The 12,411-nt window shown below is 60.5% G+C and carries 12 protein-coding genes; 4 read left to right on the top strand and 8 right to left on the bottom strand.

Annotated features, from left to right (window positions below; translation table 11 throughout):
* Nucleotides 1-36 precede the first annotated feature (36 nt).
* Nucleotides 37-768, bottom strand: a complete 732-nt coding sequence (locus tag AC1P02_RS14855; RefSeq protein WP_058394649.1) for a TerC family protein — start codon at nt 766-768, stop codon at nt 37-39.
* 110 nt (nt 769-878) lie between these two features.
* Between AC1P02_RS14855 and AC1P02_RS14860 the strand changes: the two genes are divergently transcribed.
* The 3 genes from AC1P02_RS14860 (at nt 879) to AC1P02_RS14870 (ending at nt 4,158) form a co-directional block, all read left to right on the top strand.
* Nucleotides 879-1,994, top strand: coding sequence for an ATP-NAD kinase family protein (locus AC1P02_RS14860; RefSeq protein WP_485182556.1), 1,116 nt, complete (start codon nt 879-881; stop codon nt 1,992-1,994).
* Between the two features lie 123 nt (nt 1,995-2,117).
* Complete coding sequence (locus AC1P02_RS14865) at nt 2,118-2,396, top strand: YfcL family protein (RefSeq protein ID WP_005310789.1); 279 nt, start codon at nt 2,118-2,120, stop codon at nt 2,394-2,396.
* Nucleotides 2,397-2,493: 97 nt separating this feature from the next.
* Nucleotides 2,494-4,158, top strand: a complete 1,665-nt coding sequence (locus AC1P02_RS14870) for an AMP-binding protein (protein WP_485182557.1) — start codon at nt 2,494-2,496, stop codon at nt 4,156-4,158.
* A 78-nt stretch (nt 4,159-4,236) separates the two neighbouring features.
* Here the strand turns inward: AC1P02_RS14870 and cdd are convergent, their stop codons facing one another.
* From cdd to AC1P02_RS14885, 3 genes are all read right to left on the bottom strand, one after another.
* A complete protein-coding gene (gene cdd / locus AC1P02_RS14875; RefSeq protein ID WP_485182558.1) occupies nt 4,237-5,118 on the bottom strand; it encodes a cytidine deaminase in 882 nt (293 codons plus the stop codon).
* Nucleotides 5,119-5,306: 188 nt separating this feature from the next.
* On the bottom strand, nt 5,307-5,993 hold the full coding sequence (locus AC1P02_RS14880; protein ID WP_021139588.1) for an LrgB family protein: 687 nt from the start codon (nt 5,991-5,993) through the stop codon (nt 5,307-5,309).
* Entirely contained in the window at nt 5,990-6,346 is a 357-nt protein-coding gene (locus AC1P02_RS14885) for a CidA/LrgA family protein (protein WP_005310798.1), read from the bottom strand. Before AC1P02_RS14885 ends, AC1P02_RS14880 begins: the two co-directional genes overlap by 4 nt.
* A gap of 200 nt (nt 6,347-6,546) precedes the next feature.
* Between AC1P02_RS14885 and AC1P02_RS14890 the strand changes: the two genes are divergently transcribed.
* Nucleotides 6,547-8,256, top strand: coding sequence for a glycoside hydrolase family 36 protein (locus AC1P02_RS14890; protein WP_485182559.1), 1,710 nt, complete (start codon nt 6,547-6,549; stop codon nt 8,254-8,256).
* 83 nt (nt 8,257-8,339) lie between these two features.
* On the opposite strand, the gene AC1P02_RS14895 is transcribed toward AC1P02_RS14890, so the two are convergent.
* The 4 genes from AC1P02_RS14895 to AC1P02_RS14910 form a co-directional block, all read right to left on the bottom strand.
* Nucleotides 8,340-8,846, bottom strand: coding sequence for a hypothetical protein (locus AC1P02_RS14895; protein ID WP_005310800.1), 507 nt, complete (start codon nt 8,844-8,846; stop codon nt 8,340-8,342).
* A 152-nt stretch (nt 8,847-8,998) separates the two neighbouring features.
* Nucleotides 8,999-10,426, bottom strand: coding sequence for an exodeoxyribonuclease I (sbcB, locus tag AC1P02_RS14900; RefSeq protein WP_485182560.1), 1,428 nt, complete (start codon nt 10,424-10,426; stop codon nt 8,999-9,001).
* 189 nt (nt 10,427-10,615) lie between these two features.
* The gene (locus AC1P02_RS14905) at nt 10,616-11,332 is read right to left on the bottom strand and encodes a metallophosphoesterase (RefSeq protein ID WP_485182561.1); all 717 of its coding nucleotides are present in this window, start codon (nt 11,330-11,332) and stop codon (nt 10,616-10,618) included.
* 265 nt (nt 11,333-11,597) lie between these two features.
* The gene (locus AC1P02_RS14910) at nt 11,598-12,368 is read right to left on the bottom strand and encodes an ABC transporter substrate-binding protein (protein WP_485182562.1); all 771 of its coding nucleotides are present in this window, start codon (nt 12,366-12,368) and stop codon (nt 11,598-11,600) included.
* Nucleotides 12,369-12,411 lie beyond the last annotated feature (43 nt).

Here is a 12,411-nt window from a genome sequence, read left to right on the forward strand (position 1 = left end):
AGCGCCTGATGGCGCTCTTTTTTGTGGCTCGTCCGCTTACTGTTCGAGCTTCTTGCTGTCGTGGTGACTGCGCAGACGGATGTTGATCATCTCCACCGTCAGCGAGAAAGCCATGGCGAAGTAGATGTAACCCTTCGGAATGTGCAGATCCATCCCCTCGGCCATCAGCGCGAAACCGACCAGGGTCAGGAAGGAGAGTGCCAGCATCTTGATGGTAGGGTGGTTGTCGACAAAGTCCCCGATGGACTTGGCGGCGAACATCATGATGAAGACGGCGATCATGATGGCCAGCACCATGACGGGCACGTGATCTGCCATGCCGACTGCCGTGATGACCGAATCCAGGCTGAACACGATATCGAGGATGGCGATCTGGATCAGGGTGCTGACGAAACCGGAGGCGACCGCCATGGAGCCTTCCGGCTCGGCGGCGCCTTCCAGGGTAGCGTGGATCTCGTGGGCACTCTTGCCGATGAGGAACAGGCCTCCCAGCAGCAGGATGAGATCGCGCCCCGAGATGGCCTCACCCAGTACGGTGAACAACGGCTCTGTCAGGCGCATGACCCAGGCAAGCGACAGCAGCAGCAGGATACGGGTACCCATGGCCAGCCCCAATCCCAGGATCCGCGCCTTCTGACGTTGCGCCTCGGGCAGGCGGGCAACCAGGATGGAGATAAAAATGATGTTATCGATACCCAGCACGATTTCGAGCAGGGTAAGGGTTGCGAGCGCAACCCAGGCAGAGGGGTCAAGAGCCCATTCCAGCATGACTGAACCTTGGTTAACAAAATGAGAGGAAGCGGATTCTAGCAGGCGCAACATGGCTTGTCCCCATGCCTTGAAAAGATAAAATGGCGGCTGACCAGAGGGAGAAATCTATGTTTCGTTTAGGGCTCATCATTAACCCGGTCGCCGGCATTGGTGGCGCGGTTGGCCTCAAGGGCAGTGACGGCGTGGTGGCTGAAGCGCTGGCTCGAGGGGCCGTGCCCAAGGCGCAGGAGCGGGCACGACAAGCCTTGTTGCCCCTGTGCGATCTTGCCACCCCATTTGAGCTGTTGACGGTCGCGGGCGAGATGGGGGCCGATCTCGCGGCGTCTCTTCAGTTGCCTTGTCGCATCGTCTATCAGCCCGTCTCTGGTGCTACCACGGCAGCCGACACTCGCGCCGCCGCCGACTTGATGCGTACGGCCGGCGTCGATCTCTTGCTGTTTGCCGGCGGCGATGGTACGGCACGGGACATTTGCGCCGCTGTCGGGGAATCCTGCCATGTGCTCGGTATTCCGGCGGGCTGCAAGATCCACTCCGGCGTATACGGCGTCACCCCCGCCGCCAGTGGTCGCGTGGCAGCCCGCATGATCGCCGGCGAATTGTTGAGTCTGGTGGATGCCGATGTGATGGACATCGACGAGGAGGCATTTCGCCTGGGCAAGGTGCGAGCCCGCTACTATGGCCAGCTGTTGGTACCGGGGGATCTGCGCTACGTGCAGGCGGTCAAGCAGGGGGGGCGGGAGTCCGAAGAGCTGGTACTGGCAGATCTTGCCGCGGGTGTGGTGGAGCAGATGGAGCCAGATACCCTCTACCTGATGGGCTCCGGCAGCACAGTCGCTGCCTGCATGGCAGTGCTGGGGCTGGAAAATACCTTGCTCGGCGTGGATCTGGTGGAAAATGGCCGGCTTATCGGGCAGGATCTGTCCGCCGCCGAGATCCTGACCCGGATCCGCGGTCGTCACTGTCGTCTGATCATTACCCTGATCGGCGGTCAGGGACATCTGTTCGGGCGCGGAAATCAGCAACTGAGTCCAGAGGTGATCCGGGCTGTCGGGCGGGACCAGATCCAGGTCCTGGCCACCAAAGCCAAGCTGGCTGCCCTCGGGGGCAGGCCGCTGCTGGTGGATACAGATGATCCGGCACTGAACCGGTCGTTAAGTGGTTATCTGCGCATAACCACGGGATACAAGGATCAGGTCATCTACCCGGTGGCCAACCCGGAATAGGACATCAAGGATGCGGCTGGCCTTGCGCCAGAGAGCCGTGATCAACCGGATCGCGGTTCCACTCTCCCGAATTATTTTGCCGGCAATTTTTTGCCAGCCACTCTGAAAATGAGGCTGCGTTACATGACGATTCATGAATTTGAGCACAAGTTGTTGGGACTGATAGACGCCATGGTGGCCACGGCGACTGAAGATGAGCTGTTTGCGGGGGGTTATCTGCGCGGTCACATTTCGCTGGCGGTGGCGCGTGCCGAGCTGGAAGGCAAGACACTGGTGCGGGATGTAAAGAGTTATGTACTGCGTAGCCTGAATGAGGCCATCCTGGAGGGGGAGCTCTCCGAGCAGGATGAAGAGCTGGTACAAGCCATGTGGAAGCGCCTGCAGCAGCAAGCGGAAGCTTGATCGAATACACATTTCAAACAGAAGTTTTAGTTGACGCTTCCCTGAAGTTAGTGAAAGGTTAATAATAAGTTTCGCCTTTTGTTTCAGGGATTAAACTATGGCTTCCTCTTCACGTATTGCCAATAAACTGCCGCTCGAGATGCTCTACCATTGGGAGCGGCAGTTTCCTGACCGAGTCTATCTTCGTCAAACCATCAACCGCGAATACGTCGACTTTACCTGGGGTGAAGTGGCTGACGAAGCGCGACGCATGGTGACGGCGCTGCGCCATCTGGGGCTGGAGCCCGGTGACAAGGTGGCCCTGCTCTCCAAGAACTGCGCCCAGTGGTTTATCGCTGATCTGGCCATGCAGATGGGGCAGTACGTGAGCGTGCCCATCTATCCGACCGCTAACGTCGATACCATCGAATATGTGCTGCGTCACAGCGAAGCCAAGGCGATCTTCGTCGGCAAGCTGGATGACTGGAAGAGCCAGGAGGCGGGTGTGCCTGCCTCCCTTCTGCGCATCGCCATGCCCTATGAGACCATGCCCGCCAGCCATCAGTGGGACGATCTGCTGGAGGCGCACGAACCTATCCCCGACAGCCCGGAGCAGGTGCCGGATGCGCTGCTGAGCCTGGTCTACACCTCAGGCAGTACCGGCAAGCCCAAAGGCGCCATGTTGAGCGTCGAGCGTTATGCCTGGTCCTGTGAAAAGCTGGTGGAAGCGGTGGAGCTGACCGCCACCGATCGCGGCTTCTCCTATCTGCCGCTCGCCCATATCACAGAGCGGGTTTACATCTATGGCGGCAGCCTGTTCAGCGGCGCTACCATCGCCTTCCCCGAGTCGCTCGACACCTTCATTGATGACGTCAAGCGTTGCCGTCCCACCGTCTTTATCTCTGTGCCCCGGCTGTGGGCCATGTTCCGCATCAAGATCCACGAAAAGCTGCCCCAGAAAAAGCTGGAACTGTTGCTCAAGATCCCGTTTGTCTCGGGTCTCATCAAGGGCAAGTTGCAAAAAGGGCTGGGGCTGGATCAGGCGCGGGTGCTGGGCTGCGGCTCGGCGCCAGTGTCACCGGCCCTGCTGCAGTGGTACAACAGCATCGGCATCAAGATAACCGAAGCCTGGGGCATGACGGAGAACCACGCTTTTTCCACCCTCAACTACCCCTTCCGCGCCGACAAGATAGGCACGGTCGGCAAGGCGGGGCCAGGGGTGACCATCAAGATTTCCGATGAGGGGGAGATCCTCTGTCGCTGTGACGGCATGATGCTGGGGTATTACAAGGATCCCGAACACAGCAGCGAAGCTATTGATGCCGACGGCTGGCTCCATACCGGCGACATGGGCAAGCTGGACAGAGAGGGCTACCTCACCATCACAGGCCGCATGAAGGATGTGTTCAAAACCGCCAAGGGCAAGTATGTGGCACCTGTGCCTATTGAAGGCTTGCTGGGACAGGAGCCCATCATAGAGCAGCTGTGCGTGATAGGTTACGGCATGCCTCAGCCCATTGCGCTGGTGCAGCTGGCCGAGAGCGCCATGAAGGGTAACCGGGAAACCATCAATGCCCAGCTGGAGGCGGCGCGCAACCGGGTCAACGATCAACTGGAATCTCACGCCAGAATTCGCGGCATCCTGGTGGTGAAGACGCCCTGGAACATTGAAAATGGTGTACTCACCCCAACCATGAAGATCAAGCGCCACCTGCTGGAGCAAAAATACGCAAACATCGGCGAGCAGTGGTCCTCCTCCCAGAGCATCATCTGGGAATCCTGACGGACTGACGTGACTCAGCGATCAACAGCAACAACAAGGGGAGCCAATGGCTCCCCTTGTTGTTGGACGTCATTTACCTCAGACGGCTTGGTATTCCAGCTCGACCGAGCCCAGCGCCTTGAGGGTGGACTGGGCAGAATCCCGCTGGCTGATCTGGCCGTTTTTGCTCTCCAGCAGCACGGCGCGACGGATGCTGGCGAGATCTTCGCCGCACAGCACAGCGTGGGCGCAGGCCATCTGCATCGGCGGCAGGCTGGGATTGAACGCCGCGTTTTCAGCGTAGCGACCACAGAAGAGGCGGCCATCGGAAAACAGCAGCGCCACGGCGGCATAGCCCTGACTGTAGGGAGCGTAGCTTTGACGGGCAGCGGCCAGCGCTGCTCGCCAGATCGGATCCTCGCTCTCGAGCACCAGCTCGTCATGGGCTTGCGGGCTCATCAGGGCATCGGTGATGTCGAGATCGGCCGGGCCAAAGGAGTGTGGCAGGAAGGATTGCAGAGCGCTCAAGTCGTCAGGCAGGGAGACTTGCAGCGTCTTGGCTGTGCTCAGCTCGTTCATGAACTGGCGGCAATGGCCGCAGGGGGTGTAGTTGACCGTGATCTCGCTGATCCCTGTCTCACCGCCCAGCCAGGCGTTGGAGATGGCGGATTGCTCCGCATGGACCGAGTGGAACAGCCCTTGTCCGGCAAATTCCATGTTGGCGCCGAAATACCAGGTACCGCTCAGGCCGCAGGCGATGGCGCCGACAAAAAATTTGGAGATGGGGGCCACCGAGCAGGCGGCGGCCAGTGGCAGCAGCGCCAGACGCAGAGCGCGATCTTCCAGCCCTGTGGCGGCTTTCAGGGTCGCCACCTGCTGTGGCGTGAAACGGGCCTGGAAATCGTTGTCCAGCATGGGCAGCAGCGCCGCTTTGAGCGGGGCGGACAGGGTATCGAGTGGCTTGGCAAAACGGGGATGCATAGTGTGTCCTCAAAGGCCAATTGGGGGGCCATTGTAGGGAGCAAGCTCGGCAAAATGTGTGAGCGCGCTCACGCCCTGACGGGCAAAAGGAGGAGGAGGATAAAGGAAACGTTTGTCTTGCGCAAATTGTGCGTCAGCTCGCACAGTGGCGGGCCAACAGGCCCGCAGCGCCAGCAAATGGGTGACCCTCAGGTCAACCAGTGATAAAGAGCAAACAGCAGGGGGGCGACGGCGGCGGTGAGGATGCCGCACACCACCATGGCCAGCGACGAGAAGGCGCCCTGGGTAATGCCCTTCTCGGCAGAGGTGGCGGTACCGATGGCGTGGGCACAGGCCCCCATGGCGAGTCCCTGGGCTTCGGGATCTGTGACCCGCATCAGCGTGAGCAGCGGGTATCCGATCAGAGCGCCGACGATCCCGACCACCACCACCACGGCCGCCGCTATGGCAGGTATACCGCCGATGGATTGGCTGACACTCATGGCAAGCGGGGTTGTGATGGACTTGGTGGCGAGCGATGCCAGCAACGCCGGGTCGGCGCCCATAAAATGACCGATGAGCAGGGTAGTGCAGACCGAGATCAAGACGGAGGCCAGAGTACAGACTAGGATGGGCTTGAGCCTGGCCTGGATCTGGCGGGCCTGCTGATACAGCGGCAGTGCCAGTGCCACCACGGCGGGTTCCAGCAGGGCCGTGATGGGGAGGGTGCCACTCTCGTACTGCTCAAGGGGCAGATCCAGCCAGAGCAGCAGGCCTATGATGACGGCGGTGGGCACCAGCACGGGATTGATGATGGGCCAGGGCAGACGGCGATAGAGGGCCCGGGTGGCAAAATAGAGTGCCAGGGTCAGGGGAATGGCAAGCCAGAAGATCATTTGTTCATCCTCTGGTACAGGCGCCCGACAGTGCCCAGGATCAAGACTATCCCCAGTACGATGCAGAGCATGATGAGGCCGAAGGACTGGCGCAGGGGCTCAAGCCAGGCGACCAGGCCGACGGCCACCGGCACGAACAGGACGCCCATATGCCGCAGCAGCAGGCCGGCACCGAGCTCGACCCAGTGCAGCTTCACCAGCTGCAAGGAGAGCAGCACGAACAGCAGCAGCATGCCGATGATGCTGCCGGGGAAGGCAAAAGGCAGTATGGCGGCCAGGGTTTTACCCACCAGCAGGCAGGCGACTATGACCATGAAGTCGCGAAGGTAGAGCAAGGCACGTTGCGCAATCACCTGGGCCTCAACTTGGAAACTGTGAATGAATGGGCAGTTTACCAGAGAGGCAGGGGCGCGGCATTAAAACAATAACAGCTGAAATTAGTTCGATGATGGCTGATTTCATTGAAGATTCTTTGATTGCAGATCTTTCTGAACCATGGGGTTTCAAGACCATGGCGTGCTGAACACATATTTTTCAATAACAAGGAGTAGCCATGACATCCCTCTTGTCCCGCGTGCGTCAACTGGCGGCCGATAGTGATCTGCCCCCTCAGTTGTTGCAGACCCGTCAGTGGGACGGGCCCCTGTGCCGTGTCCGGCTCGACAACACGGGCAGTGACGATGCCCGGGTCGCTCGCTGGGTTCTGTTTGATGGCAAGCTCGGCCTCCCGCTCGACACCCCTTTCTATGGCGAAGGGTTCCAGATGCTGGCCCAGACCATGGGCAGCTGGCAATCCCCGCAACCGGTTGGCCGTTGCCCCGATTCAAGCGTCTATCGCATCACGGACGATGATGGCTATCACACAGTTCATAACCTGTTGCTGGTGGAGTATGACAAGGGTTGGCTGCTGCTCGCCTTTGCCAGTTGCCACCGTTTTGGCGGCGAGTTTCGCCTCTATCCGGATGGCCGCTTGCAGATCCTGATGAATTGCGAAGAGCGCCTGTTGTCTGCCGGCCAGCACTGGCAAAGCGAGGCGCTGATCTGCCTGGAAGGGGCTGATAGGGAGGCGCTGTTGGCTGAACTGGCGGAGCGGATCGCCGCCGAACACGGCTCGCTGATCGGTCAGATGGGCGAGCGCCCCAATGGTTGGTGCTCCTGGTATCACTATTATGCGGACGTCAGCGCCGATGACATTCGCGAGAATCTGGCGGTGCGTGCCGAGCGTTTCCCGGCCCTGCGCTATGTGCAGATCGATGATGGCTATCAGGCCAAAATGGGGGACTGGCTTACTCCTTCGCCCAAGTTCGAGCAAGGGGTGGCTGCGCTGGCGGCCGAGATCCACGCAGCCGGATGCGAGCCCGCACTCTGGGTTGCCCCCTTTATTGCCGAGCCAGGTTCACGGGTGTTTCAGGATCATCCCGACTGGTTCGTGAAGGGGGAAGATGGCCTGCCGTTGCCCTCCGAGCGAGTCACCTATGGCGGCTGGCGCTGCACCCCCTGGTACGTACTCGATGGCACCCATCCCGAGGTGCAGGCTCACCTCGAGGGCGTGTTCCGCACCCTGCGCGAGCATTGGGGCATTCACTATTTCAAGCTGGATGCCAACTTCTGGGGCGCCATCCATGGCGGCCGCTTCCACGACACCTCCGCCACCCGGGTGGAAGCCTATCGTCGTGGCATGGCGGCTATCTTGCGCGGGGCGGGTGAGGGGGCTTTCCTGCTTGGCTGCAACGCGCCCATCTGGCCGAGCCTGGGACTGGTACACGGCATGCGGGTGAGCGACGACGTGGAGCGCAATGGCCACCGTTTTCGCCAGATCGCCCGCGAGGTCTTCTGCCGTGCCTGGCAGAACGACAGACTATGGGCGCTCGATCCTGACTGCATCTGCCTGCGGGATCTGCCGAGTCAGCAGGCCAGCCCTGCGGATTACAGCTTCCATCTGGCGGCGCTGGTGGCAAGCGGCGGCATGATGCTGGCGGGAGACAGACTGCAAGCGCTTGATGGTGAGCAAGGGGGGCAACTGCAAAAGCTGCTGGCCTTGTGTGCAGTCCGAGCCCCGTCTGCCCGTTTCGAGTCGATGGAGTTTGTCTGCGGCGAAGTGGTGTTGCCTGAAGGGGGCAGCCTGCTTTGCCTGTTCAACTGGGAAGCGCAACCCCAAGAGTGCCTGTTGCCGGAAGGTGGGCAGGATTTCTGGGACGAGGGCGCCATCGGTACCTCGCTTACTCTGCAAGGGGGCGAGGGGCGGGTGATCCGCTACCTCTGATCCTTTGCTGCCATAAACCATTCAGGTTCCCATCGGGAGCCTGAATGGTTGGTAAATCCTGTCAATATGCCGACCGCGTGAGGTCAGTAACGCCACTCGAAGCCGATGGCGTAGTTGGCGGCGCCATAGCCCGGGATCTCGTTACTGGAGAGCAGCGCCTTGAAAGTGAGCCGGGCGCTGAGCGGGATACCGAGCCCCAGGCCGATGGCGACCTCATCATTGGGGTTGCCAATCACGTCGGCCCGGATCATGCGATAGAGCGACAGATCCTTGCTCATGTGCACATAGCTTTGTGAACTTTGGTTATAGAGCTGACCAAAAACCTCGAGCTGGAAACCGGCCTGGGGGGTAATGGCCAGCGGCACCCCCACAAAGTTGTAGAGATCGGAGCGGTTGAAATAGCTGTTGGTGATCTGGGGGGTGAAGTCGGTCTGCTGGTAGAGGTGGTTGAAGTTGCTTTCGATCAGTTGATAGGTTTGCTGCGGCAACCGCAACAGGTAGTCGGGGACATCAAAACGTACCGCTGCCATGCTGGCCGATGGCAGCAGGGAGCAGACGAACAAACCGAAACCGGGCAATCCTGAGCGCATCAGATGAAGCATCTCCAAGGGTCGATAGCCAAAGACAGTCAATGCAATGTTAGTGCACAAATAGTTGAAATTTCGGGAGTCTTTACTCCCCTGCCCATTATGAATGGGGTGAGGGGAGCATACAGTCATTTAACTGTGAAACCGATCACATCTCATAGATCTTCGAGGTAGCGATAGAGACTCTTGAGAATCGCAAAGTTCCGTTCGTTCCCCTGATTCTGTTCTGCCAGTGCCTCGAGGCGAGGGGCATAGTCCGGCAGGCGGCGGCTGAAATAGTCGCTGCAGTGCAGACGCCAGCGTTTTTGCTCCGCCTCGCTCAGAGTGTGGGGCCAGTTGCGGGCGCGGTAGCGAAACAGCATCTCTGGCAGTCGTGCATCTGTGAAGGCAAACTCCCGCTCCCCCAGCAGATCGGCCGGGGTGGCGCGCACCAGATCCATGGTGGACTTGTCGCCGTGGCCGAAGAAGCCGGCGTAGAGCTGGGTATCGGGGTCCGGGTCATTGCTGCCCGCGAACTCCTGATTGAACACCTCCACCAGTTTTTCCCGCACCTCGGGGTGAGCGCGCAGCAGGTTCAGGCTCTTGCGGCACTGCTCCCGGTCGATGGTGAGCTCATCGGCTCGTTCCGGTGTCAGGGTGGCGGCTGGCGCCAGCACAGGGCACTTGTTGATGTGCACCAGTTTCACCGGAATGGCGGCCAGATCCCCCAGCTCGTCCTTGCGGGTATAGAGCCGCTCGCGGATCTCCTCGCTGGAAAGCTCGATGAGCGGGGTCGGGTCGCGGGTCAAATCCACCATGATCACCGCATTCTGGTTGGTGGGGTGCCAGGCGAGTGGCGATACCCAGCTCACGCACCCCTGCCAGGGGGAGAACATGCCGGAGACGTGGACCAGCGGCTTCATGGTCACCACATCGATGAGCGCCTTGACCTTGTTCTTGTTGCGCAGGGCAAACAGGTACTCAAACAGCTTGGGCTGGGCTTTTTTCACCAGCTTGGTCATCTCTATAGTGGCCAGCACGTCCGAGAGCGCATCGTGGGCATTGGCGTGGGATACACCGTTGGCTACCGTGAGCTTTTCGAGACGAAAACTTGGTTTGCCCTCCTCATCAAAGGCCCACTCGATCCCCTCCGGGCGCAGGGCATAGCAGGCCCGCAGCATGTCGAGGATATCCCAGCGGGAGTTGCCGTTTTGCCAAGCGTAGGCGTAAGAGTCATAGAAGTTGCGATAGAGGGTGTAACGGGTCACCTCGTCATCGAAACGGATGCTGTTGTAGCCCAGCACGCAGGTATTCGGTGTAGCGAACTGCTCGTGGATCTGGCGAATGAAATCCGCCTCGCACAGTCCGTCTTTCATCGCCTTTTGCGGCGTGATGCCAGTGATGAGGCACGCCTCCGGATCCGGCAGATAATCCGCCGGCGGCTTGCAATAGATGACCAGTGGCTCGCCGATGATGTTGAAATCCGCATCGGTGCGAATACCGGCAAACTGCGACGGCCTGTCCTTCGCCGGACTGATCCCGAAGGTCTCGTAATCGTGGAAGTAGAAGGTGGGCTCAATGCCGGATTGTGCTGTTTTGCTCATGTTGCTCGAGGTGAGGTGTCCGATGGCGGCGCCATGGCGCCTGGGTGGGCGGTGCCATGCACCGCAGTTGCCAGCATGGTAAACCATAGCGCAGGCAGAGCGAAGCCCGGGCGCCCTGGCTGCCGGTTTATTGAACGCTCAAGGATATCGGCCCAGGGGGGGCTGTGCATGATTGCGGCTGGATGGGGGTTATCGGGCTGTACCCGGGGGCAGCGGCATCAGGGTGTGGAGGTCGAGCAGGGTGAAGAAGCCGCCTTCGTCGGGATACCAGCCGCCGGTGTCTATGTAGTACACATTGCCAAGGCTGAGCGGGATGCTCACCGGGGTGTGGCCCACCACCAGGGCAACAAGATCCTCGATACCGCTCTCGTCCAACCGCTCGATGCGGCGCCGTGACCAGAGGCAGACATTCTTGATGGCCCGAAGCCTCCCGCCGCTCACCCCCGTATCCAGTGTGTCCAGCAGGCCTTGCCAGGAGGAGAAGGGGCAATCGGCGTGGAGCAGCCCGACCGGGCCGGCCGGGGTAGCCACCTCGATGGCAAGGGGCAGGGTGCGGTAGTGGCCGGCGAACACCGCCTGCTCGCCCGGGGTCAACTGCTGAAACCAGTCGCCGCCGTTCTGGATCCAGTTATTCCGATCGCAGCTCTCGTAACGGCAGACGTAGTCGTCGTGATTACCGCAGACAGGGTGAAACCAGGGCCTGGCCAGCCACTCGAGCACCTGGGTGCAGTCGGGGCCGCGATCCGTCAGATCCCCCACGGAGAAGAGGCGATCCCGAGCGGGATCGAATCCCACCTGGTTCAGGGTCTGTTCCAGCCGTGAAAAGTAGCCGTGGATATCGCCGACGGCGAGATCCCGTCCCAGAGGATTGCGGGAGAAGCGTCTGATCAGCGGGGATGGGTTCATGGCTTGCCTCCTTGTCTGGTGTGACCGGCTCGCGGCACCGCCGGATGACCGATGGGGGATCAGGGGCTCGTGGATAAGTGCAGCATGGCATGCTCTGCCTCCTCATAGTAGAGGCCGGTGGGGGAGGCTTTCCCGCGTCGAGGTGACAGGCGGCCCGCATAAAGGAGGGCAGTTTGCCGCCTTGCCGGCAGATCCCGGGTAAAAAAATGCCAGTCGGCATCGACTGGCATGCAAGGTATGGCCTGACGGATGCCCGGCATCGGGATCAGAGCAGGTCTTCGAGCTGGTACTTCTTGAGCAAGGTGTCGAAGGTGCCGTCGGCCTTGACGCTCTCGATGGCGGCATCGAACCGGCTCTTGAGCTTGTCATCGTTTTTGCGCAGGGCCACCGCCACCCCTTCTCCCAGGATCTTGTCCTGGGTGCCGTTGAACTGGGGACCGACGAAGGCGAACTGCTTGCCCATCTCCTTGTCGAGGAAGCCGACCTTCAACTGCACCATGTTGCCGAAGGTGTAGTCGGCGCGGCTGGACTGCAGATCCAGCATGGGGGACTGGGCGTTGACGTAGCGCTTGATCTTGGCCACGTCACCGTAGCGGGCGGTGATGAAGTTGTCCTGGGGCGTGCCCTCCTGCACCGCTATCACCTTGCCCTTGAAGTGCTCAGGGGTGTCGGCAAAGTCGGCTGTCTTGTCGCTGCGTCCCACGAAGCGGTTCTGCATCATGTAGTAGACCTGGCTAAAGGCGACCTTCTGGCGCCGCTCGTCCGTGATGTTCATGGAGGACATGATGGCGTCGTACTTGCGCACTTGCAGGCCGGGGAGCAGGGCATCCCAGGGCTGGTTGATCACCTCGCATTCCGTCTTCATGGCCGCGCACAGGGCATAGGCCAGATCCACTTCGAAGCCGCCGAGCTTGCCGCTGCTGTCGACCATTTCGAAGGGAGGGTAGGTGGCGTCGGTGGCGATCACCAGGGGTTTGGCGGCGGCCTGGCCGGCGGTGGCCAGGGCCAGCAGCATCATTGCGGTATTGAATTTCATGGTCATTCCCTTGCAGTTGTGGCGTCTGTGGCGTCATGCCGAT

This window comes from Aeromonas sp. TS_SC_11 (assembly GCF_057318915.1).